Below are 23,291 nucleotides of genomic sequence, written 5' to 3' on the forward strand. Positions count from 1 at the left end.
TCTCTCTTATTCGTTAAAACGGATCAAGCCTTCTTGTTGTGTTGTCGCGATTAATTTACCATCTTGCGAGAAAATTTGTCCGCGTGCTAAGCCTCGGCCTCCAAATGCATTATTGCTTTCAATTGCGTGCAAATGCCAGTGATTTAAATCAAACGGACGATGGAACCAAATACTGTGATCAATGGTTGCCACTTTCATTCCTTTTTGTAAAAAGCCTTTTTCGTGCGGATGAAGTGCGGTCAAAATACAGTGAAAATCAGAAAAATAAGCCAATAAACATTGCTGAATTTTTATATCAAGCGGCGTTTCACCATTGGTTTTAAACCAAGAATATTGCTCGGCTGGCAATTTTGTCCCGTTAAATGGGTTATTCAAATATTTGGTACGTACCTCAAATGGACGCTCTGCTGCAAATTTTTCATTGAGTGGTTCTGGCAAGGTTTGAGCCACTTTTTGTAGCATCACATTTTCATCCGTAAAGTCTTCAGGCGCACCAACATTTGGCATTGTATTTTGATGTTCAAAACCTTTTTCTGGCACTTGGAAAGAAGCGGTTACATGACAAATAGTATTTTTATGTTGAATGGCTTTCACGCGTAATGCAGAAAAATTACGCCCTTCACGCAAGGTTTCCACATCGTAAATAATCGGATATTGGCTGTCTCCTGGGGCAAGAAAATAGGCATGACAAGAATGTAAAATGCGATCTTCTGGCGCGACCTGCATTGCTGCTGATAATGCTTGAGCCACAACTTGCCCGCCAAATACTTGACGAAAACCTAAATCTTGGCTTTCACCACGAAAGATTAAATCATCAATTTTTTCAAGTTTAAGAAGATGAATGAGGTTATTGAGAATATCTGACATATTGCTTTCCTTTAAGATAAGAAAAAGTGCGGTTATTTTAGCGGAGATTTTGGGGAATGCCAAAGTTGGAAAAACAAAAAGCACGTATTAAAAAATGCGTGCTTTTGCTAGCGTGTTAATCAAAGATGTTTAACTCTTCTCTTCACTTCTTCCTGTTTTCCAGCATTAAATGGGCGGGCATCAGGGCTGCCTAGATAGCCACATACGCGGCGAGTGACAGACACTTTTGTGCTATCGTGATTGCCACATTTCGGGCAGACGAAACCTTTACTGGTACATTCAAACTCACCGGTGAAACCACATTCATAACATTCGTCAATCGGTGTGTTTGTGCCGTAGTAAGGCACGCGATCGTAGCTATAATCCCACACATCTTCCAATGCTTTTAAGTTGTGTTGAATATTTGGATATTCGCCATAGCAAATAAAACCGCCGCTGGCGAGTGGGGGATATGCCATTTCAAAATCCAGTTTGTCGTAAGGATTCACTTTCTTTTCTACATCTAAGTGGTAACTATTTGTGTAGTAGCCTTTATCCGTGACGCCTTCAATCACGCCAAATTTTTTGGTGTCTAGACGGCAGAATCGGTCGCATAAGTTTTCGCTTGGCGTGGAGTAAAGACTGAAGGCATAGCCTGTTTCTTTTTGCCAGCGTTTAACTGCCTCGCTAAGGTGGCGAACAATCGCAATGCCTTTTTCGCGTAATTGTTCATCATCAAAAATATGTCCTTTGTTATATAGCGCATTAATGGTTTCGTGAATACCGATATAGCCGAGCGAAATAGAGGCGCGTCCATTTTTGAAAATTTGTGCCACATTTTCATCCGCTTTTAACCGCACTCCGCATGCGCCTTCCATATAAAGAATGGGAGCAACGCGAGCTTTGGTATTCTCAAGGCGGGCAATACGCGTCATTAATGCTTTTTTCGCAATAGCCAAACGTTCATCTAAAGTGCGGTAGAAATCTTCTTCGTTTTTAGACTCCAACGCAATACGCGGTAAATTCAAACTTACCACACCAAGATTATTACGCCCATCGTGAATTTCATGTCCGTCTTCTTCGTATGCACCTAAAAAGCTACGACATCCCATTGGGGCTTTAAAAGATCCCGTAACTTTGACAACCTGATCGTAATTGAGAATATCTGGATACATACGTTTTGATGCACATTCCAAAGCGAGTTGTTTGATATCGTAATTCGGATCGCCTTGAGTTTGGTTCAAGCCTTTTTTAATGGTGAAAACAAGTTTTGGAAAGACTGGCGTTTTATGATTTTTTCCGAGTCCACGAATACGATTTTTCAAAATAGCTTGCTGAATTAAGCGGGATTGCCAGCTTGTACCTAAACCAAAACCAAAGGTAACAAACGGTGTTTGTCCATTCGAAGTATGCAGTGTATTGACTTCATATTCTAAAGATTGGAAGGCATCGAAACATTCCTTTTCAATCAATGCTTTTGCATAACCTTCAATATCAGGCACGTTCCATTCTTGGGCATGTTTGAGGTGTTTTTCGTAACTGATTTGCACATAAGGGGAAAGCACTTCATCAATACGGTTAATGGTTGTGCCACCGTAAATATGGCTGGCGACTTGGGCGATAATTTGTGCTGTCACTGCCGTTGCGGTGCCGATAGATTTAGGGGGTTCGATTTCCGCATTACCCATTTTAAAACCACGAGAAAGCATCCCTTCTAAATCAACTAACATACAGTTAAACATTGGGAAGAACGGCGCGTAATCTAAATCGTGATAATGAATTTCCCCTTTTTCGTGAGCCTCCACCACATCGCGTGGAAGAATATGGTGTTTGGCATAATGTTTTGCGACAATCCCAGCTAGCAAATCACGTTGTGTTGGAATCACTTTCGCGTCTTTATTGGCGTTTTCATTAAGTAATTCTACGTTGCTTTGTTCAATCAAACCTTCAATTTCTTTTGTTAACTGACTACGTTTTTCACGGGCTAAATCACGATCATGACGATATTCGATATACGCACGAGCAACCTCGGGATAACGACTTGCCATCAATTTATCTTCAACGATTTTTTGAATCTGATTAATATCAATCTCGCCTTGATGATGGGTGAAAATTTCATTTCCTACTTCTTGCCCAATTTGGTGGCAATAAAATTCATCGGAAATATTGACCGCACTTGCGGCTTTTTTAATGGCATTGATGATACGTTGAATCTCAAACTCTGCACGAGAACCATCGCGCTTGATGACCCCAAAGTTACTCATAATATAGCTCCAATATATAGTGTTTTTGAAATGCGGATTGCACTATATATAGATCTAAAAAGATAATCAACACACAATATGTAGTGTTTTTAGATATTTTATTGTAAGAGAATTTTGTTAAAGATTGATTTTATTAGAAAAATATCGAATTAAGTTGTTGAGAACTTTTCTCAAATATTTTTTGATTTTGTGAGCGAGATCAAAGTTTTGATTGAGAGAATAGATTACTGAATGACTTCGTGACAATTTAAAATGATTTGTTTAAATTTTTCGCTAGTTAATGACCAATCTACAAGATCAACGCGCCAAGGCAAGTCAGATTCGGAAAAGGCATCAACTAGATCGGCGTGAGTTTGTAAATTAAGCGGGGTGTTTGTTATGATGGCCAAATCTAAATCTGAATAGGGTTTTGTCGTGCCTTTAACACGTGAACCAAATGCCCAAACAGAATGTTCGGGCACATAGCGTTGTAAAATTGCTTTGATAATCTCAAGCTCTTGACTAGAAATGATAAGCATCTAATTTCTCTTGTAGAGCCTTTTGTAAAAATTTGGCTTCTTGTAAAAATTCAGGTATGCCAGAAACAACTTGAATTGCTGTTTCTTCATCGTAAGTGTGGCTAGTACGGCTTCGCATATCTCGAAATTTTCGCCAATGTGTCCAATCTCTCATTAATAGATTTTTTTCATTTCCTAATCGGATGATATTTTGAAAAGTCATTTCATCAAATTCATCAGGGTTAGCGGATGTTTTTTCTAAATAACGTTTAAGGATTTTATGGCTAATTTCATACGTAAATTCAAAGCGTTGAACCAAGCCATCGCGAATTTGAATATCAGAAATGTCTTCTTGATAACGAGTTAGACCCTCTTCTAACCGTAAAATAGCCTTTTTTAAAGGCGTGAGATCGAAATCAACCATTGCGGATCCTTATGGAGTAATTGGTAAAAACGGCCGAAAAACCGACCGCTTTTTAGACAAAATATAAATTAAGCTGCCACCATTACCATAGCAGGGCGAATGACTCGACCATTTAAGGTGTAGCCTTTTTGCAATACGACGCTAATTTGATTGCTTTCAAAGCCTTCAGCAGGTTGCATTGAAATGGCTTGATGTAAGTCAGGATTAAATGCTTCTCCGACAACACCTACAGCTTCCACACCAAAACGACCAACGGTTGAAACTAATTCTTTTAAGGTCAGTTCTACGCCGTCAAATAACGCTTTTACGCTTTCATCTTCTTTATTTGCTGGAGTGGCAAGTGCGCGCTCTAGGTTATCGATAGTATTCAAAATGTCTTTTGAGAATTTTTCTAATGCGAATTTATGTGCTTTTTCAACGTCTTGTTCAGTACGACGACGAAGATTTTCAATTTCAGCACGAGAGCGAAGTAAAATATCCTGTTCTTTGTTTGCCGCTTCTTCTATTTGAGTTTTTAGCTGCTCTTCAAGCTCTTGCACTCGTGCAATAGCTTCTTCTAAAGGATCAAGTTCTTGAGAAGGCTCTGTTTGTTGTGTTTCTTCCACAACAGAGTCTTCTTGCTTTTCTACTTCTGGGGTTTCAATTTTTTGTTCTTGTTCTGACATTTTTTTCTCCGTAAATACAAAATTCGCCATAGTCGTTAGCTATAGTCTAACAAAAAACTATATAATGACGAAAATGTTAAATTCAAGTGCGGTTTATTTTATGAATAATTTATATTGTTCCTTTAAAACCATTGGGCTTGTAGGAAAACCTAGAAATGACATTAACCTACAAATGCACAAAAATTTGTTTCACTGGTTAACGGAACGCGGCTATCAAGTAATGATGGAAAAAGATGTTGCTGAAAAACTTGGGCTTCCTGCAGAAAATCTTGCAACACTTGATGAAATTGGTTGCCAAGCACAGTTGGTTATCGTGATTGGTGGTGATGGCAATATGTTGGGGCGTGCTCGCGTATTAGCAAAATATGATATTCCATTGATTGGCATCAACCGTGGTAATTTGGGATTTTTAACAGATATTGACCCGAAAAATGCCTATGCTCAACTTGAAGCTTGTTTAGAACGCGGTGAATTCTTCGTCGAAGAACGTTTTTTATTGGAAGCAAAAATTGAGCGTACAGGTGAAATTGTATCGACAGGTAATGCAGTGAATGAGGCGGTTATTCACCCTGCGAAAATTGCGCACATGATTGATTTTCATGTATATATCAATGATAAGTTTGCATTTTCACAACGTTCTGATGGATTAATTGTTTCTACTCCAACAGGTTCTACGGCTTATTCTCTTTCCGCTGGTGGCCCGATTTTGACACCAAACCTTAATGCCATTGCGCTAGTGCCTATGTTTCCACATACATTAACTTCTCGTCCTCTTGTTATTGATGGTGATAGCAAAATATCGATTCGTTTTGCTGAACATAATACATCTCAATTAGAAGTGGGCTGTGATAGTCAAATAGCCTTACCTTTTACCCCTGATGACGTGGTTCATATTCAAAAAAGCGAGCATAAACTCCGATTGCTTCACCTAAAAAATTATAATTATTACAATGTATTAAGTACCAAATTAGGTTGGTTGAAATCATTTTAGTTTTTATAAAAAAGCATAGTAGAAACGCATCATTAAAATACTGTAAAAAAATCCTTTACTGTAAATTAAATCAGTTTTAATATGATTGATATACAGTTAAAGGATTTTGTTATGCTTACTCAACTTACTATCAATAATTTTGCGATTGTTCGCCAGCTTGATATCGAATTGGCGAAAGGAATGTCTGTTATTACTGGGGAAACAGGGGCTGGTAAATCTATCGCCATTGATGCTTTAGGTTTATGTTTTGGACAAAGAGTAGAAACTTCAATGGTACGCGAAGGGCAAGAACGTGCAGAAATTTGTGCAACTTTCCAACTAGAATCCCAGAATCCTGCTTATCAATGGTTGAATGATCAAGAATTACAAGATCCAGATAATCCCACTGAGTGTATTTTGCGTCGTGTGATTAATGCAGACGGACGTTCTAAAGCTTTTATTAATAGTACTCCTGTATCCGCGTCTCAATTAAAAGAAATTGGTCAATATCTTGTTCATATTAATGGGCAGCACGCTTCTCAATTATTGCTAAAAAATGACTATCAGCTTCAGTTAGTTGATAATTTTGCCAGACATCCTGAATTACTTGTGAAAATGCGTGAAGAGTATCAGGCGTGGAAAAATCTTCAAAATCAGGTTAAAACCTTTCAACAAAAAGTGGCAGAAAATGAAGCACGTAAACAACTTTTACAGTATCAAGTGGATGAGTTAGATGAATTTAACCTTCGACCAAATGAATATTTGGAATTAGAAGATGAACAACGTCGTTTATCTAGCAGCGAACAGCTAACTCAACTTTCTCAATCAGTCCTGCAAATTTTAAGTGAAAATGACACGGTAAATATCGATAGCTTGCTTTATCGTGCGACACAATATATTGATGAATTAGCTGAACTTGATCCGCAATATGCTGAAGTGCAAAGTATGTTGAATGATGCGTTGATTCAAGTGCAAGAAGCAACCAGTGAAGTGCGAAATTTATCGAGTAATATCGAGCAAGATCCTCAACTTTTACAGGAAATAGAACAAAGAATTAGTCAGGCTTTACAACTTGCTCGTAAACATCAAGTTAAACCTGAAGATCTTGTGGAACATCACAAAAAATTAAAAGCAGAATTAACCGCACTTTTAGATTTTTCTGAAAGTGAAGAGATGTTGATTGAGCAAGAAAAACTCGCATTTGAACAAATGCAATCAACGGCTAAAGCATTAACTGTAAGTCGTCAGCAATCTGCAGCTCGCTTAGCGCAGAATGTCACGCAGTCGATAAAACAACTTGCAATGGAAAATGCTGAATTTTATGTAGAGTTGAATACGGATTTAGATAAAGTAGGATCAAACGGTGCGGATAATGTGATTTTTACTTTGCGTAGTAATTTAGGTCAACAACCTCAAGCGTTAGCTAAAATTGCCTCTGGTGGTGAGCTTTCTCGTATTTCTTTGGCGATTCAAGTTTTAACTTCTGATCAATCGGCTATTCCAACGTTAATTTTCGATGAAGTGGACGTGGGCATTAGCGGAAAAACAGCAAGTGTTGTCGGAAAACTTTTACGTCAATTAAGTGAACGCTGCCAAGTATTATGCGTAACGCACTTGCCACAGGTTGCTTGTCATGGCCACCATCAGTTCAATGTAGAAAAATTTACTGTGGATAATAAAACTGAAACACAAATGACCGCACTTTCACAAGCTGAACGTGTACCAGCCTTGGCAAGACTCTTGGGCGGAAGTGAAATTACAGAATTAGCCTTAGCCAATGCACAGGAAATGTTAGATTTAGTTCATTAAAAATGGGATTTCATTACTATTTTATGAACTAAATAGCTTATCCCAAAATGCTTGAATAAATGACCGCTCTTTGACAAATTCAGTTTCATCTACAACAGGGGATTTGCCGATCAAATTTAAATGGTGAATAGCATTGCGTAAATCAACATAACATTGTTTTAATGTGTCGCAGTCTGTTTGGCTAATAATTTTAGCCTCTGCCATATCATCGAAAATACGTACATTGTCTGACCATTTTGTTAGTTGTGGGTTTTTTGGGGCATTGGCAAGCATTAAATATTGAGCAATAAATTCAATATCAGTGATACCACCGCGATCTGTTTTAAGGTTAAATTCACCATCTTTTGAATGGGACAAATGCGCGAACATTTTTCCTCGCATTTCCACAATATCTCGCTTTAATTGCTCAATATCTCGTGATGCAGAAAGTACTTGTTGGCGGATATGCTCAAATTTAGCTTTAAGAGATGATTCACCAAATACAGGGCGAGCACGCACAAGAGCTTGTTTTTCCCATGTCCAAGCTTCATTTAATTGATAATGGGCAAATGCAGAAAGAGAGCAGCCAATTAAGCCAGCATCGCCAGAAGGGCGTAGGCGCATATCTGCCTCATAAAGTACGCCAGCGGAAGTATTTATGCTGAAAATACTTACAATCTTTTGTGCCAAACGCAGGTAAAATTGATTGCTATCAATCACTTTTTTGCCACCTGTTGTTTGACTTTCTACGGCATCGTACAAAAATACGAGGTCTAAATCGGATTTATAACCGAGTTCAATACCACCCAGTTTTCCATAACCAATAACTAGAAATCCTTTTTCACCATTTTGTAAATGTTCAGGCACACCAAATTTAGACGAAACTTGTTTCCAAGCTAGATTCACAACGACTTCAATAATTGCTTCGGCAAGATAGGTTAAATGATCGCTTACCTTCATCACCGGTAATGCCCCTAAAATATCTGCCGCAGCCACTTTTAATAGGGTTGCTTGTTTAAATTGACGTAAAGCATCAATAAGCTGTTCTTCATCATCAGGTGGTAAACGAAGCAAATATTGGTGTAACTCTGCAGGATATTGGGTAAATGGCAACGGATGGCGTAGCGCTTCTGTATTAAGCAATTCATCTAATAAGATAGGATGGCGGGCCAGTTGCTCTGAGATAAGTTGAGACTGCGCACAAAGTTCAATAACTTGCTGAAGGGCACGAGGATTTTCCAATAATAATTCTAAATAAGTCGTGCGACTCGAAATTTTTTCAATAATGTTCAGAATTCGGGGGAGCAAAGTGCGGTAATTTTCTTGTTCAAAAATGAGTGCAAGTACTGTTGGCATCAAATGACTCAAAACATCACGTCCACGCGAACCAATCACTCTGTGATTTAGGCTGTCTTTGAATTGAGCAAGCTTTTCTAAAACGTCATCAATATTATTTTCTGATATGCCGCTCTCTAATAATGTCTGTTCAATATCCTCAAAATCTGATTCTAAAAAATCTTGCCATTGGCTATCAGTTTGTGAAGGCTCATCTTGTTCATCACCGATTAATTGAGTAAATACAGCCCGCACTTTTTCTTGTTTTTGTTGTAAAGTGCGGTAAAAATCGTCCCAATTTTCTATTGGATAATGTTTTTCAATGGTTTGATTATTTTCATTTAAACAGGTGAATGTTTTACATGCCTCGACTAAACGAATTTGATCTATTTCATCGGTTGGCAGTGTTTGAGTTTGTTGATCGTTAATGGCTTGTAGAATGTTTTCTACGCGGCGTAAAAAAATATAACTTTCACGTAAATCGTGGAATTGTAGCTCGGTAATTAATCCTAGTTTGGTAATTTCAGGCAAGATCTTTAAGAGTGAATGTTGTTGCAGATTGATTTCTCTCCCGCCTCGAATGAGTTGAAAAACTTGTACGATAAATTCGACTTCACGAATACCACCAGCACCTAGTTTAATATTATCTTTCAAACCACGACGGCGTACTTCTCGCTCAATTTTGCCTTTCATTTCGCGTAAAGATTGAATCACACTAAAGTCAATATAGCGACGATACACAAAGGGGCGTAACATTTTTTGTAATTTGGATACGTTGGGATCCTTTGTTTGTGCGCCCAATACTCGCCCTTTAATCATTGCATAGCGTTCCCAATCTCGACCTTGATCTTGATAATATTGTTCCATTGCCGCAAAGCTGAGAACAAGCGTACCGCTGTCACCAAATGGTCGCAAGCGCATATCAGTTCGATACACAAAACCATCAGAAGTAAATTCATCTAAGGCAGAAATGAGGCGTTGCCCTAAACGCGTAAAAAATTTTCCATTATCCACAGAACGTCGAGCATTCGTATTCTCAATGGACGTTTCCCCTTGTGATGGATAAGTAAAAATTAAATCAATATCTGAGGAAAAATTTAGTTCAAAGCCGCCTAATTTCCCCATTCCTAGGATATAAAGATGCTGCGGATTACCTTGTTCATCCATTGGTGTGCCCATCTCCGCACAGGCTTGATGATAAAGCCAATCGCGGGCAGCGATAATTAAACTTTCTGCAAGTTGTGAAAGCTGAACAAAAATTTCCTCAACGGTCGCAAGATTCAAACTTTGACAAAAACTTAATTTTGCCATTTCAATGTTACGGAATTGGCGTAATGTTTGATAGAGTGAGGTTTCGTCATGTACATTGGCTAACTCTCTATTCAAACGTTCAATATAGGCAGAGCAATTTGCAAAACAGGGGGATTTTTCCCACCATTGTTTCACTAAGTGCGGGTATTTTTGCAAGACTTTTTCCACAAAGTCAGACATTGCCATAGAATAGCCTAATTGATAAACAGGCAGTTCAGGATGATTTGAATTTTGTTGAATGGCGTCGTGAATTTTTTCTGGGGAAATGTCTGGAAAAGATTGGCACAGGATTGCGCCAAGGGATTGTAATTTTTGTTCAATGAGGGCAGAAAGTGCGGTCATTTTTTCTAACCTTTTTGATAAGAATCTAAGTGACGTAATACGGCTTCTTTCGCTTGTTTAGGTTGCAAACTATCCAGCCATTGTATTGGTGTTTTCCAACCGCGCAGCCAAGTGAGCTGGCGTTTTGCAAGTTGGCGAGTTGCACAAATACCACGGAAAATCATTTCTTCGTGATCATAATCGCCTTGCAAATATTCCCACATTTGACGATAGCCTACACAGCGAATTGACGGTAGATTAATATTTAAATCGCCACGCGCATAAAGTTTTTCCACTTCTTCTTGAAAGCCCAGTTCAATCATTTTATGAAAGCGTTGTTCGATGCGGTCATGCAAAATATGGCGATCTTGCGGCGCAATCGCAAATTGCACAAAATCATAAGGCAAGGCTTCGCCCTTTTCTTCTGTAAGCTCTGTGAGTGATTTTCCTGTGATGTAAAAAACTTCTAAAGCACGATTGATTCGTTGAGAATCGCTAGGATTAATTCGGGCGGCAGACATGGGATCGATTTTGGCGAGTTCTGCGTGTAATGTTGCCCAACCTTGTTGTTCTGCTTTTTGTTCGATCTCGGCGCGAATATCTTCATCAGCAGAAGGCAAGGGAGAAAGCCCTTCAATTAATGCTTTGTAATACAACATCGTACCGCCCACTAGTAACGGAATTTTGCCTTGTGCGGTAATACCCGCCATTTCGCGTAGCGCATCATCGCGGAAATTCATTGCGGAATAGCTTTCTGAAGGATCTAAAATATCAATCAAACGGTGAGGCGCAAGGTCAAGTTCTTCTTTTGATGGTTTCGCTGTGCCAATATCCATTCCCTTATAAATAAGAGCCGAATCCACACTAATCACTTCGACTGGAAGCGATCTTCGTAGTTGAATGGCTAAATCTGTTTTACCTGAGGCTGTAGGGCCCATTAAAAAAATTGCGGTTGGTTTCATGAAGAATCTAAATTTCGTCTAATAAAGGCTGCCAATTAACAGGTTTGAGTAATTGGATGAATGCCGTGCGATTCGTTTGCGTGAGTAAACGTTCCGTCTCGCTCAATAAATTGAGTGCGTCCGCTAAAGCGTCAAAGGTTTTACATTCTAATTGTGCGCAAAGTGAGGTTAAAAATGGTGATGAATTTTCATCTCTAGTCAGCATTGCCATCACGCATTTTTGTAGATTTTGTGTGCGTAATACACTTGGCACTTTATTTAAGGTTAAGCGTAATTGTGCTTGATTTTCGATAAATTCAAAGCCAATTTTTTTGAAATCAGCCGAATATTGTTGCCATGTTTGAAATTGTGCTTCCGTTAAACGAAACACAATGGGAATCAATAAAGGCTGTTGTTCAATCTGTATTTGTTTTAACGCTAGTTGCCATTGCAAGCGTTGTAATTTTTCCAATGAAAGCAAAAAGAAATCTTGGTTTTGTTGTAATAACAACGCGCGATTTTCAATAAGTGAAAGGGCGCGCAGATGTGATGAGCACTCAATTATTTCAGTTGAGATGATTTTAGCTGTATCTGAAATATTTTGTTGTGATATATCCTTTTGCTCTGTAGGTGGTAATGTGCGTAACAATTCACCATATAAACGTTGCTCAGTTTTACTCGGTGCATCAGAACGGTAATCTCGATAACCGGTAGTTACATGATTTGGCAACACTGGTGTATTAGAAAAGTGCGGTTGATTTTGCTGTGGTTTTTCATGATATTGTGGCGCAAAGATATTTTGCCCCGCAGCGGCACGATTAGGACGAATGCTATAATTTGGTTGGGGCTCACGCACCGTATTTTCTTCGTGATTTTCTACCGCACTTTGGTCTGTGTGCCAATTAAGCTGTTCTTGATTGTTTAGCGCATGGCTGATGCCTTCGTAAATAAAATCATGAATGAGGCGTTGTTGGTGAAAGCGCACTTCATGTTTGGTCGGATGAACATTGACATCCACATCATGTGGGTTTAAGTCAATAAACAACACAAACGCAGGATAAGCATCGGTTGGTAAATATTGTGCATAGGCTTGTCGAATAGCATGACTGATCACTTTATCTCTCACCATTCGACCATTAATATAGCAATAACTTAAATCATTTTGAGTTCGTCTAAAATTTGGTGTAGCTACCCAGCCCGATAAGTGCAAATCATCGTGTTTCCAATCAATTCGTAAGGCATTTTTGACAAAATCATCTCCACAAATAGCTGCAACACGTTTTAGTTGCTGATTGAGCTCTTCAGCTGGACGATATTGACGGATGATTTTCCCATTATGCGTTAGCGTAAATGCCGTGTTAAATTTTGTTAAAGCAATACGGCGAATGACTTCATCAATATGAGCAAATTCTGTTTTATCTGTGCGCAAAAATTTTCGGCGGGCTGGCGTGTTGAAAAAAAGATTGGCGACTTCAACTGTTGTGCCAACGGGATGTGATGCGGGTTTGATTGTGGTTTCCATCTCACGACCTTGCGCATAAACTTGCCACGCTTCAGTTTGCGCTTCGGTGCGAGAGGTGAGCGTTAAGCGCGATACCGAGCTGATGCTTGCTAAAGCTTCACCACGAAAACCTAAACTTAAAATTGCCTCGAGATCGTCAAGATCGGCTATTTTACTCGTAGCATGTCGAGCTAGAGCCAGGCTTAATTCTTCTTTGGGAATGCCACAGCCGTTGTCACGAATGCGGATTAAATTTGCCCCACCATTTTCGATATCAATTTGGATTTTATTTGCACCTGCATCAAGGCTATTTTCCACTAATTCTTTCACTACAGACGCAGGGCGTTCGACCACTTCACCAGCAGCAATTTGGTTCGCAAGTTGTGGGGAAAGAATTTTAATTGGCATTTATTTTTCTCTTAATTTAATTTTTTGTCCGCTTAGGGCTTTACCATCTTTTAATTTTGGATTCAGCTTTAAAATTTGGTTGACTGAAATATTGTATTCTCGCGATACAGCATAGATTGTCTGATCTTTTTGAATGACATGGTAAAGCGGGATTTCTTTTTTCTCATCCGATTTTTTAGTGGATGAGGTTTCCTCTTTTTTCGTTTTATTTGAGGATGTATTTTTATCCGTTTTATTTTCTGATTTTTCTACTTTTACAGTATTGGTTTTTTCAGTCGTTTTTTCAGTCTTTTTCACCGCACTTTCTTTATTTTTTGATGAATTTACTTTGTCATCTTGTACTTTCTGAGTTTTTCCATTATCTGGAATTTTTACGGTTTCACCAATCCAAAGCGCTTCGCGTTTTAATTTGTTTAACGCCACAATGTCCGCCACTTTGACATCGTATTTATTCGCAAGGCTTCCTAAACTTTCCCTCTTTTTTACAATATGACGAATACCACTGTCTTTTATGTTATTTTCATTTGTATTTTGTTCGGAAGTGCGGTTATTTTTTTCTGAATTTTTTGTGTCATTTTGTTTGATATTTTGAACAAAATCATCATTAACAAAGGGTTTTACTTTTCCACCTCGGAATGCGACCAAGCCTTCATAAATCATATAAGCAATGCGGCGACGATAAGTTTGAGAGTTAAGTTTTTGTTCTTCATCAGAATTTGATAGAAAACCTGTTTCCACTAACACGGAAGGAATATCGGGCGAACGTAAAACGCCAAGGCTTGCATGTTGAGGAACACTGCGGCTTAAAGTCGTCACTTTTGAAAAATGACTTAAAATATGTTTGCCAAGTTCATAACCTGTACGTTGGCTATGACCAAATTGTAAATCAAGTACAGTTTGATCTAGGTATTTATCATTATTGTGCGAAAGCACTTTTCCTGCGCCACCAAGTAATTCGGAGCGTTTTTCATCGTCTTCTAACCATTGACCCATTTCATCATTAGCTCGACGGTTTGATAACACCCAGACTGATGCGCCGCGACGCTCAGGTGATTCGGATGAATCCGCATGAATGGAAATGAGATAATTCGCTTTAAATTTACGTGCGATTTCTGAACGCTCAGGCACGGAAATATAGTAATCACCGCTTCGTGTTAATACGCCGCGAAAATTTGGATCTTTATCGAGTAAGGCTTTTAACTCTTTTGCAATCGAAAGGGTGACATTTTTTTCATAAATGCCTAAGTTTCGGCTGATTGCACCGGGATCTTTTCCTCCATGACCTGGGTCAATCGCAATCGTAATAGGTGCTGCAAAAAGAGAGAAGCTAAACGTTGAGAAAAAAAGAAAAAATAAAATTTTTGTTTTCATAAATAAATTAATTAGAGAATGCTTTTATAATATTTTTACCTAAGTTTGTTTGTGCGATTAATTCAATATTTCGTGCATCATCGTAATAATCAATATTTACTAAAATATCCGCTTCCGGCAATATGCCTTGGCCTTTTTCAGACCATTCAATTAAGCAGATGCTATCCGTATTAAAATAATCTCTAATGCCCATAAATTCGAGCTCTTCAGGATCTGCTAAACGATATAAATCAAAATGATAAATCATTTTGCCTGCAATATTGTATTCTTCAACCAGCGTATAAGTTGGGCTTTTTACATTACCCTGATGGCCGATACCTTGCAGCATTCCGCGTGTTAGCGTTGTTTTTCCTGCACCAAGATCACCGTTAAGATAAACCATAATTGCTTTTTCTGTATGCAATTTTAAAAGAATTTCCGCAAATTTTTTGCCGAAGCGGAGCATAGAAAATTCATCGGGGATATATTGAGTCAAGCTTTCCATAACGGGTCATGAATGAAGAAAAATGTGGGCAGATTCTACCGCACTTTTGAGGTTCATAAAAGTGCGGTGAAATTTCTAGGGAGTTAATTTTATCATTTCATGGTCATCGAATTGCTTGACCAAATCTACTAGTGGTTGAGTGTTAGGTAAGACTAAATCCGATGCGATTTCAAATAACGGCACAATGACAAACTCACGGTTATGCATATCATAATGGGGAACCGTTAGGCGCTCGTTTTGAATGATTTCGTTGTCGTAAAGCAAAATATCCAAATCTAATGTACGCTCACCCCAGCGACGTAAACGTACTCGACCTTGCTCATTTTCAATGCGTTGCAATTCATCCAATAGCGCAAGCGGGCTAAGCTCGGTTTCAATTTTTGCAACAGCATTCACATAATCGGGTTGATCTTGTGGGCCGAGCGGTTTGCTTTTATAAAAAGAGCTCGTCGTTACCAAATGCGAGTTTGGTAACTGACTTATCGCTTTAAGCGCAGCATGTAATTGTTCCACTGGTGTGTTTAAATTGCTACCAAGGGCAATATATACAGTAATCATCTTTTCCCTTATTCTGCGGAGCGCGTTGTTTTACGACGGCGTGGACGGTAGTATTTTTTCTTTGGTTTGGGATGTAAGCGTTGTTGCTCGTGTATCAGCTGTTCACGCTGTTCACCATTGCTGAATTGATATTCGTGCCACCATTTGGCCAATTCAATCGTTTCGCCACCTTCAATTTCTGCACGCATAGCCAGTAAATCAAAGCCTGCACGGAATTTTGGATGTTCCATGGTTCGCATTGGTGCTGATCCAGTACGTTTTAATAATTGCAGTTGTAAGAACCAAATATCACGAATGACCGCAGTATGACGACGTGGTGCAGCTAAAGCGCGACAGAATAAATCTAAAACCTCATTACCCGCCAAAGCATAAGCATCATGATTATTTAAACCGCCTTCATTTTTCAAAATTTCCACTTTTTCGCGTAATGGATACCAGAAAAATGCTGCAAATAAGAATGCAGGATTGATGCGCAATTTATCTGAAACACGTTCATCCGTAGAAGTAAGTGCGGTGACGATCATGCGTTCTGCAAAACTATCTTCTTTCTCGGTAAAATATGCACTTAATGCAGGGAAAAGTTGTTCAAATAAACCATATTGGCGTAATAAACGATAGGTTTTTACCCCTTGTCCCGCCTGCAATAATTTTAAACTTTCGTCAAATAAGCGAGCTGGCGGAATATTTTTTAATAAAGGTGCAAGTTCACGAATTGGTTGTTCGCTCGGTTTTTCAAGGAACATATCAAGTTTTGCCATGAAACGAATTGAGCGTAGCATGCGCACAGGATCTTCTTGATAACGCGTCACTGGATCGCCGATTAAGCGTAGTTTTCCCGCTTTGAGATCCTTAATGCCCTCGAAATAATCTCGTAACGTATTATCTTGTGGATTGTAATACAGCGCATTGACCGTAAAGTCTCGGCGTTCTGCATCTTGTTCGATCGTACCGTAAACATTATCGCGCAGTAACATGCCTTCATTACTTTGCTTCGCTTGATTTTCATTGCGAGCATCACTGTGATTAGCACGGAAAGTGGCGACTTCAATAATATCTCGACCAAACATAATATGTGCTAATCGGAAACGGCGACCCACTAAACGGCATTGGCGTTGAAAAATATTTTGGATTTGCTCAGGACGGGCGTTTGTTGCAACATCAAAATCTTTTGGTTTTTTACCGAGCAATAAATCGCGGATACATCCACCGACGATATAAGCTTCGAAACCTTGACGTTGCAGTTTTTCCACTACGGTGAGTGCATTACGGCTAAAATCACGCGGTGAAATATCAAATTGAGCCGCTTTAATTACATTTTTATCGTAGCGGTGTGTTTGTTCTGATTTTTTTGCCCGCGCTTTTGGCATTTGACTATTAGAATGCTCAACTCGTTTAGAATGAGCACTTGTTTTGGCAACCTCTTTTGATTTTTTTGTTTTTTTGCCAAACAAATTTTTGATATAAGTAAGAATAATTTACTCCGTTTTTTATTGTAAATTAATGGTTTAGCTATTTTCTTGTAGGAAAAGTTAAGGGAAAATTTTCCGCATTTTTAAATGTAAAAAAGTGCGGCTAATTTTAACCGCACTTTGGTATTTTTCAATAGAATGAATTAACCAGCGACTTGTTTTTCGCGGATTTCAGCTAACGTTTTGCAATCAATGCAAAGATCTGCTGTTGGGCGTGCTTCTAAACGGCGGATACCGATTTCTTCGCCACAACAATCGCAGTAACCGAAATCATCGGTATCAAGTTTTTTCAAGGTTGTTTCGATTTTTTTCATTAGTTTGCGTTCGCGATCACGATTACGCAATTCTAGACTAAATTCCTCTTCCTGAGTTGCTCGGTCTGCGGGATCGGGGAAATTAGTTACTTCATCCTGCATATGTGCAACGGTGCGAGAAGCTTCTTCCACGATTTGCTCGTGCCAAGCATTAAGAATTTTTCTGAAATGAAGAATTTGCTCTTCATTCATATATTCTTCATCTTTTTTCATTTGATAAGGCTTAACGCCTGCTAAATCTAGCAAGCTCAATGACGCTCTTGACATCTCTCACTCCTAATACATACAGAATTTAAGCGTGGACTTCACGACTTCCTGTCTTGTTATTTTAGTTTGTTCCTGACTGCTCTTTTAGGAACCCAATTTTTGCGGGCGGTATAAATATCAGAAGTTGTTTGTTTTAGCAAGTAAATTTTCCTGAAATATTTATTTTTACGATATGGATCGCAAAATTTGAAGCAACCGTTTGCATATTTAAATAAAACTAGCCTAGTCTTAGAGAGATTAGGATTAATCTTTTACAAAAATGAAATTAAACTTAATAACTTTAGCTGTCTTGTTAATTGTTGCGGATTTAACCTTGTTATTTCTACCGCAAGCATTTCTATTGCCTTGGCAAGTTGCTTTCGTTATTGCGCTTGCTTTGATTTTTCTTTTTATTTTTTTCCGTAGAAACGTTTTAGTTTATCTTGCCTTTTTTGTTGTTTCTCTAGATTATACACACCATTCGGCACTTAGCTTGTTACAACAGGCTCAACGTATTACCGCTCAAAAGCAAATGGTAACTTTTGAGATTCAAGAAATTTTGCATCAACAGGATTATCAAACTCTCATTGCCACAGCAACATTGGCAAATAATTTGCAAGAACAACGAATTTTCTTAAATTGGAAAGCGAAAGAGGTGCCTCAACTATCGGAAATTTGGCAAGCTGAAATTTCTTTACGTCCTCTTTCAGCGCGATTAAATTTTGGTGGGTTTGATCGGCAACAATGGTATTTTTCAAAAGGAATTACAGCTGTTGGAACCGTAAAAAGTGCGGCGAAAAGTGCTGATGTTTCATCATTGCGTGCAGAAAAATTGCAACAAGTAAAGAAGCAAACGGAAGGATTATCTCTACAAGGTTTATTGATCGCATTAGCTTTTGGCGAACGGGCTTGGCTAGATAAAAACATTTGGTCAATTTACCAACAAACGAATACCGCACATTTTATTGCTATTTCTGGCTTACATATTGGGTTGGCTATGGGAATTGGATTTTACTTGGCGCGTGTTGTGCAAGTATTTTTCCCCACCCGTTTTATTCATCCTTATTTTCCTTTAGTTTTTGGTGTTCTATTTGCTTTAATTTATGCGTATTTGGCTGGTTTTAGCGTGCCGACTTTTCGTGCCATTTCAGCACTTGTTTTCGTTTTCTTCATTCAAATAATGCGGCGACATTATTCGCCCATTCAGCTTTTTACGTTGGTTGTCGGATTCTTGCTTTTCTGTGATCCATTAATGCCGCTTTCGGTCAGTTTTTGGCTTTCTTGTGGAGCCGTTGGTTGTTTGATCCTCTGGTATCGTTATGTGCCTTTTTCACTTTTTCAATGGAAAAATCGTCCCTTTTCCCCAAAAGTGCGGTGGATTTTGAGTTTATTTCATTTGCAATTTGGGTTATTGCTCTTTTTTACGCCTTTGCAACTTTTTCTATTTAATGGCTTATCGCTGAGTGGATTTTTAGCCAATCTTATTGCCGTACCACTTTATAGCTTTTTTCTTGTGCCCTTGATTTTATTTGCTGTTTTTACCAACGGCGCGGTTTTTTCTTGGCAACTAGCAAATAAGCTAGCCGAAGGAATCACTTGGTTAATTTCTGTTTTTCAAGGAAATTGGTTTAATGTTTCATTTAATTTAGCGCTGGTTTTAACCGCACTTTGTGCGGGAGTTTTTATGTTAATTATTTGGAGTATTTACCGAGAACCTGAGGTTTCATCATCGAACTGGCAAATAAAACGAGCAAAATTTTTTACATTAAATCTCAGTAAACCTTTGCTAAAAAATGATCGGAGCAACGTTTTGCGATGTTCTTTCAGCATTATTTCGCTGTGTTTTATGATTTTGTTGTTTAAACAATTGAGCAAACCAACTTGGCAGGTAGATACTTTAGATGTGGGGCAGGGGCTGGCAACGCTGATTGTGAAAAATGGCAAAGGGATTCTTTATGATACGGGTTCTTCTTGGCGAGGGGGGAATATGGCTGAGTTGGAAATTTTGCCTTATTTACAAAGAGAAGGGATTGTTTTGGAAAAATTGATTTTAAGTCACGACGATAACGATCACGCAGGTGGTGCTTCGACAATTTTAAAGGCGTATCCCAATGTGGAATTTATTACCCCTTCACGAAAAAACTATGGGGAAAATCACCGCACTTTTTGTACTGCTGGACGTGATTGGCATTGGCAAGGGCTACATTTTCAAATACTTTCACCGCATTCTATTGTGGAGAGAGCAGATAATCCCCATTCTTGTGTAATTTTAGTCGATGATGGAAAACATCGAGTTTTGCTGACTGGCGATGCTGAAGCAAAAAATGAACAAATTTTTGCTCGCACTTTAGGCAAAATTGATGTGTTGCAAGTGGGGCATCACGGAAGTAAAACATCGACAAGTGAATACTTACTTTCTCAGGTTCGACCAGATGTGGCGATTATTTCTAGCGGACGTTGGAATCCGTGGAAATTCCCCTATTATTCGGTTATAGAAAGGCTTCAACGCTATAAAAGTGCGGTAGAAAATACCGCTGTTTCAGGGCTAGTGCGGGTAAATTTTTTTCAAGATCGATTAGAAATCCAACAAGCACGCGCAGAATTTTCCCCTTGGTATGCGCGTGTAATTGGATTATCAAAGGAATAAAAGGTACAATGCGCGCAATTTTTACTATTAGATAGCGATTATGCAAAAACAAAAATTACAAGATCATGACTTTTCTACCCTGCAAACTTTTAAACGTTTGTGGCCAATGATTAAATCTTTTAAAGCGGGTTTAGTGGTGGCTGCTATCGCATTGGTGCTTAATGCTTTGGCAGATTCAGGTCTTATTTATTTATTAAAACCTTTGCTAGATGATGGATTCGGTAAGGCGGATCATTCATTTTTGAAAATGATGGCTGTGGTCGTCGTGGGAATGATTTTTTTGCGTGGGGTCTCTAACTTTATTTCTAATTATTGTTTAGCATGGGTGTCAGGCAAAGTTGTGATGACAATGCGTCGTCGCTTGTTTAAGCATTTGATGTTTATGCCAGTGAGTTTCTTTGACAGAAATTCAACAGGTAAATTACTTTCTCGTATTACTTATGATTCTGAGATGATTGCAAGTTCTTCTTCAGGATCTTTGATTACCATTGTGCGAGAGGGGGCATATATTATTTCGCTATTAGCAGTAATGTTTTACACAAGCTGGGAATTAACCCTTGTTTTATTTGTTATCGGGCCAGTTATTGCGGTATTGATCACTATCGTGTCAAAAATTTTCCGTAAATTGAGTAAGAATTTACAAGATTCAATGGGAGAATTAACAGCGACGACCGAACAAATGCTGAAAGGACATAAAGTCGTGCTTTCGTTTGGTGGTCAGCTTGTAGAGGAAGAACGTTTTAATAAAGTGAGTAACAATATGCGTCGTAAAGGTATGAAAATGGTCACCGCAGATTCCATTTCCGACCCAGTGGTGCAGATTATTGCTTCTCTTGCTTTGGCGGCAGTATTGTTTTTAGCGACGACTCCGTTGATTGCGGAAGATAACCTAAGTGCGGGTTCTTTTACGGTAGTTTTCTCATCTATGTTGGCGATGATGCGCCCATTAAAATCTTTAACGAACGTAAACTCTCAATTCCAACGCGGAATGGCAGCATGTCAAACGCTATTTGCCATTTTAGATTTAGAACCAGAAAAAGATAACGGCACTTATCAAGCTGAACCCGCGAAAGGAGAATTAGAATTTAAGAATGTGAGTTTTGCATATCCAGGAAAAGAGGAACTTGCATTAAATAATATTTCTTTTAGCGTTCCAGCTGGAAAAACCGTAGCTCTAGTGGGGCGTTCTGGATCGGGTAAATCAACCATTGCTAATTTAGTGACCCGTTTTTACGATATTGAGCAAGGTGAAATTTTACTGGATGGTGTAAATATTCAAGATTATCGTTTATCCAATTTACGTGAAAACTGTGCGGTGGTTTCTCAACAGATCCATTTATTTAACGATACCATTGCGAATAATATTGCTTATGCGGCGCAGGATAAGTATTCTCGCGAAGAAATTATCGCTGCAGCAAAAGCGGCTTATGCTTTAGAGTTTATTGAAAAATTACCGCAAGGTTTTGATACGGTAATTGGCGAAAATGGCGCAAGCCTATCCGGTGGGCAACGTCAGCGTTTAGCGATTGCTCGCGCTTTATTGCGTAATTCGCCAGTATTAATTTTAGATGAAGCTACATCTGCACTAGATACAGAATCAGAACGAGCAATTCAATCTGCATTAGAGGAATTAAAGAAAGATCGTACTATTATCGTAATCGCCCATCGTTTATCAACTATTGAAAATGCGGATGAAATTCTTGTGATTGATCACGGAGAAATTTGTGAGCGTGGCAACCATAAAGCATTGCTTGAACAAAATGGCGCTTATAAACAGCTACACAGTATGCAGTTTACTGGCTAATTTATTGATTATCGAAAACGCGAGTTGAAAAACTCGCGTTATTTTATCCGCACTTATTAGAAAGGATTTTCTATGCCCTTCTGGTATTCCAACTCCAAACTTATTTGGCTCTTATCGCCTTTTTCTTTATTGTTTTGGTTGATTAGCCAACTTCGTCGCGCCTTATTCTCTTTGGGGCTCAAGTCTTCTTATCGCGCACCGAAACCAGTGATAATTGTGGGAAATTTGTCTGTTGGTGGAAATGGTAAAACGCCCGTGGTTGTTTGGCTTGTGGAAGAATTAAAAAAACAAGGTCTGCGTGTAGGTGTGATTTCTCGTGGTTACGGCAGTAAATCTAAAACGTATCCGTTATGCGTCACTGAAAATACGAATCCAATTGAAGGTGGCGATGAGCCTGTATTGATCGCGAAACGTACTAATGCGCCAGTTGTGATTTCCCCGAATCGCCAGCAAGCGATTGAATTACTCTTAAGCCAAGCAGAGTGCGATACTATTATTTCTGACGATGGTTTACAGCATTATCAATTACAACGTGATTTAGAAATTGTCGTAATGGATGCTGAGCGCGCATTGGGAAATGGTTTTGTATTGCCAGCAGGCCCATTGCGTGAATTACCAAGTCGATTAAAATCCGTAGATTTTGTGATCACTAATGGTGGAAAAAATCAGTATTCAGATGCGGTTATGCGTCTCGTGCCCCATTTCGCGATTAATTTAAAAACCAATGAAAAACGCCAATTAAAGGAATTTCAAGCAGGCGTTGCTATCGCAGGGATTGGCAATCCACAGCGTTTTTTTACTATGTTAGAAAACTTAGGGATTCAATTAGAGCGAACTCAAGCATTTCAAGATCATCAACATTTTGAAGCCTCTCAATTAGAAAAACTTGCTGAAAATCAACCGCTCTTTATGACGGAAAAAGATGCCGTAAAATGCCAATCTTTTGCCAAAGATAATTGGTGGTATGTCCCTGTCGATGCGGAGATTATTGAGGCTGAAAAACAAAGTGAAAATTTACCGCTCTTTTGGGCCAAAATAGACAAACTTGTGGAGCAATATAGAAATGTCTGAAAAGATTAATCCTCAGTTGTTTTGATTGCTTGCCGATAAAGCTGAAATATTAAAGA

18 protein-coding genes are annotated in these 23,291 nt (G+C 38.8%); 5 read left to right on the forward strand and 13 right to left on the reverse strand.

Annotated elements, in window-relative coordinates; translation table 11 throughout:
* Positions 1-6: 6 nt before the first annotated feature.
* From tesB to grpE, 5 genes are all read right to left on the reverse strand, one after another.
* A complete protein-coding gene (tesB, locus tag DV417_RS01630; protein WP_118878202.1) occupies positions 7-867 on the reverse strand; it encodes an acyl-CoA thioesterase II in 861 nt (286 codons plus the stop codon).
* Positions 868-986: 119 nt separating this feature from the next.
* Positions 987-3,110, reverse strand: a complete 2,124-nt coding sequence (nrdD, locus tag DV417_RS01635; protein WP_118878205.1) for an anaerobic ribonucleoside-triphosphate reductase — start codon at positions 3,108-3,110, stop codon at positions 987-989.
* A gap of 224 nt (positions 3,111-3,334) precedes the next feature.
* Complete coding sequence (locus DV417_RS01640; protein ID WP_118878207.1) at positions 3,335-3,628, reverse strand: nucleotidyltransferase family protein; 294 nt, start codon at positions 3,626-3,628, stop codon at positions 3,335-3,337.
* Positions 3,612-4,031: a nucleotidyltransferase substrate binding protein gene (locus DV417_RS01645; RefSeq protein WP_118878209.1), complete on the reverse strand. Its 420-nt coding sequence runs from the start codon at positions 4,029-4,031 to the stop codon at positions 3,612-3,614. Before DV417_RS01645 ends, DV417_RS01640 begins: the two co-directional genes overlap by 17 nt.
* A gap of 68 nt (positions 4,032-4,099) precedes the next feature.
* Positions 4,100-4,696 carry a nucleotide exchange factor GrpE gene (gene grpE / locus DV417_RS01650; protein ID WP_153063329.1) on the reverse strand — a complete coding sequence of 199 codons (597 nt, stop codon included), beginning with the start codon at positions 4,694-4,696 and terminating at the stop codon, positions 4,100-4,102.
* Positions 4,697-4,796: 100 nt separating this feature from the next.
* Here grpE and DV417_RS01655 point away from each other — a divergent pair, with 100 nt between their 5' ends.
* Positions 4,797-5,687: an NAD(+) kinase gene (locus DV417_RS01655; protein ID WP_118878427.1), complete on the forward strand. Its 891-nt coding sequence runs from the start codon at positions 4,797-4,799 to the stop codon at positions 5,685-5,687.
* A gap of 111 nt (positions 5,688-5,798) precedes the next feature.
* Positions 5,799-7,475 carry a DNA repair protein RecN gene (recN, locus tag DV417_RS01660; protein ID WP_118782184.1) on the forward strand — a complete coding sequence of 559 codons (1,677 nt, stop codon included), beginning with the start codon at positions 5,799-5,801 and terminating at the stop codon, positions 7,473-7,475.
* Between the two features lie 21 nt (positions 7,476-7,496).
* On the opposite strand, the gene glnE is transcribed toward recN, so the two are convergent.
* From glnE to dksA, 8 genes are all read right to left on the reverse strand, one after another.
* Positions 7,497-10,442 carry a bifunctional [glutamate--ammonia ligase]-adenylyl-L-tyrosine phosphorylase/[glutamate--ammonia-ligase] adenylyltransferase gene (gene glnE, locus DV417_RS01665; RefSeq protein WP_118878214.1) on the reverse strand — a complete coding sequence of 982 codons (2,946 nt, stop codon included), beginning with the start codon at positions 10,440-10,442 and terminating at the stop codon, positions 7,497-7,499.
* A 5-nt stretch (positions 10,443-10,447) separates the two neighbouring features.
* Positions 10,448-11,383 (reverse strand): tRNA (adenosine(37)-N6)-dimethylallyltransferase MiaA, encoded by a 936-nt coding sequence (miaA, locus tag DV417_RS01670; RefSeq protein WP_118878217.1) that lies wholly within the window; start codon positions 11,381-11,383, stop codon positions 10,448-10,450.
* Positions 11,384-11,390: 7 nt separating this feature from the next.
* The gene (mutL, locus tag DV417_RS01675) at positions 11,391-13,271 is read right to left on the reverse strand and encodes a DNA mismatch repair endonuclease MutL (protein WP_118808296.1); all 1,881 of its coding nucleotides are present in this window, start codon (positions 13,269-13,271) and stop codon (positions 11,391-11,393) included.
* Positions 13,272-14,642, reverse strand: a complete 1,371-nt coding sequence (locus DV417_RS01680) for an N-acetylmuramoyl-L-alanine amidase (RefSeq protein ID WP_118803299.1) — start codon at positions 14,640-14,642, stop codon at positions 13,272-13,274.
* Between the two features lie 7 nt (positions 14,643-14,649).
* Positions 14,650-15,126 carry a tRNA (adenosine(37)-N6)-threonylcarbamoyltransferase complex ATPase subunit type 1 TsaE gene (tsaE, locus tag DV417_RS01685; RefSeq protein ID WP_005635434.1) on the reverse strand — a complete coding sequence of 159 codons (477 nt, stop codon included), beginning with the start codon at positions 15,124-15,126 and terminating at the stop codon, positions 14,650-14,652.
* Between the two features lie 75 nt (positions 15,127-15,201).
* The gene (gene folK, locus DV417_RS01690; RefSeq protein WP_118803298.1) at positions 15,202-15,684 is read right to left on the reverse strand and encodes a 2-amino-4-hydroxy-6-hydroxymethyldihydropteridine diphosphokinase; all 483 of its coding nucleotides are present in this window, start codon (positions 15,682-15,684) and stop codon (positions 15,202-15,204) included.
* An 8-nt stretch (positions 15,685-15,692) separates the two neighbouring features.
* Positions 15,693-17,135 carry a polynucleotide adenylyltransferase PcnB gene (gene pcnB, locus DV417_RS01695; protein WP_420897206.1) on the reverse strand — a complete coding sequence of 481 codons (1,443 nt, stop codon included), beginning with the start codon at positions 17,133-17,135 and terminating at the stop codon, positions 15,693-15,695.
* A 161-nt stretch (positions 17,136-17,296) separates the two neighbouring features.
* The gene (dksA, locus tag DV417_RS01700; protein WP_118808298.1) at positions 17,297-17,734 is read right to left on the reverse strand and encodes an RNA polymerase-binding protein DksA; all 438 of its coding nucleotides are present in this window, start codon (positions 17,732-17,734) and stop codon (positions 17,297-17,299) included.
* 259 nt (positions 17,735-17,993) lie between these two features.
* Between dksA and DV417_RS01705 the strand changes: the two genes are divergently transcribed.
* From DV417_RS01705 to lpxK, 3 genes are all read left to right on the forward strand, one after another.
* A complete protein-coding gene (locus DV417_RS01705) occupies positions 17,994-20,360 on the forward strand; it encodes a DNA internalization-related competence protein ComEC/Rec2 (RefSeq protein WP_118878219.1) in 2,367 nt (788 codons plus the stop codon).
* Between the two features lie 40 nt (positions 20,361-20,400).
* Positions 20,401-22,164 carry a lipid A ABC transporter ATP-binding protein/permease MsbA gene (msbA, locus tag DV417_RS01710; RefSeq protein WP_118878221.1) on the forward strand — a complete coding sequence of 588 codons (1,764 nt, stop codon included), beginning with the start codon at positions 20,401-20,403 and terminating at the stop codon, positions 22,162-22,164.
* A gap of 72 nt (positions 22,165-22,236) precedes the next feature.
* On the forward strand, positions 22,237-23,235 hold the full coding sequence (gene lpxK, locus DV417_RS01715) for a tetraacyldisaccharide 4'-kinase (protein ID WP_118878224.1): 999 nt from the start codon (positions 22,237-22,239) through the stop codon (positions 23,233-23,235).
* Positions 23,236-23,291 lie beyond the last annotated feature (56 nt).

Origin of the sequence: Haemophilus haemolyticus (assembly GCF_003490935.1) — a bacterium.
GTDB lineage: Bacteria > Pseudomonadota > Gammaproteobacteria > Enterobacterales > Pasteurellaceae > Haemophilus > Haemophilus haemolyticus_M.

Excerpts from the sequence above, each read along its gene's own strand:
- DV417_RS01705 (WP_118878219.1), top strand. The coding sequence starts at position 17,994 with ATGAAATTAAACTTAATAACTTTAGCTGTCTTGTTAATTGTTGCGGAT.
- lpxK (WP_118878224.1), top strand. The coding sequence starts at position 22,237 with ATGCCCTTCTGGTATTCCAACTCCAAACTTATTTGGCTCTTATCGCCT.
- tsaE (WP_005635434.1), bottom strand. The coding sequence starts at position 15,126 with ATGGAAAGCTTGACTCAATATATCCCCGATGAATTTTCTATGCTCCGC.
- dksA (WP_118808298.1), bottom strand. The coding sequence starts at position 17,734 with ATGTCAAGAGCGTCATTGAGCTTGCTAGATTTAGCAGGCGTTAAGCCT.
- nrdD (WP_118878205.1), bottom strand. The coding sequence starts at position 3,110 with ATGAGTAACTTTGGGGTCATCAAGCGCGATGGTTCTCGTGCAGAGTTT.
- glnE (WP_118878214.1), bottom strand. The coding sequence starts at position 10,442 with ATGACCGCACTTTCTGCCCTCATTGAACAAAAATTACAATCCCTTGGC.
- mutL (WP_118808296.1), bottom strand. The coding sequence starts at position 13,271 with ATGCCAATTAAAATTCTTTCCCCACAACTTGCGAACCAAATTGCTGCT.
- recN (WP_118782184.1), top strand. The coding sequence starts at position 5,799 with ATGCTTACTCAACTTACTATCAATAATTTTGCGATTGTTCGCCAGCTT.
- DV417_RS01680 (WP_118803299.1), bottom strand. The coding sequence starts at position 14,642 with ATGAAAACAAAAATTTTATTTTTTCTTTTTTTCTCAACGTTTAGCTTC.
- grpE (WP_153063329.1), bottom strand. The coding sequence starts at position 4,696 with ATGTCAGAACAAGAACAAAAAATTGAAACCCCAGAAGTAGAAAAGCAA.
- folK (WP_118803298.1), bottom strand. The coding sequence starts at position 15,684 with ATGATTACTGTATATATTGCCCTTGGTAGCAATTTAAACACACCAGTG.
- DV417_RS01645 (WP_118878209.1), bottom strand. The coding sequence starts at position 4,031 with ATGGTTGATTTCGATCTCACGCCTTTAAAAAAGGCTATTTTACGGTTA.
- miaA (WP_118878217.1), bottom strand. The coding sequence starts at position 11,383 with ATGAAACCAACCGCAATTTTTTTAATGGGCCCTACAGCCTCAGGTAAA.
- tesB (WP_118878202.1), bottom strand. The coding sequence starts at position 867 with ATGTCAGATATTCTCAATAACCTCATTCATCTTCTTAAACTTGAAAAA.
- msbA (WP_118878221.1), top strand. The coding sequence starts at position 20,401 with ATGCAAAAACAAAAATTACAAGATCATGACTTTTCTACCCTGCAAACT.
- DV417_RS01640 (WP_118878207.1), bottom strand. The coding sequence starts at position 3,628 with ATGCTTATCATTTCTAGTCAAGAGCTTGAGATTATCAAAGCAATTTTA.
- DV417_RS01655 (WP_118878427.1), top strand. The coding sequence starts at position 4,797 with ATGAATAATTTATATTGTTCCTTTAAAACCATTGGGCTTGTAGGAAAA.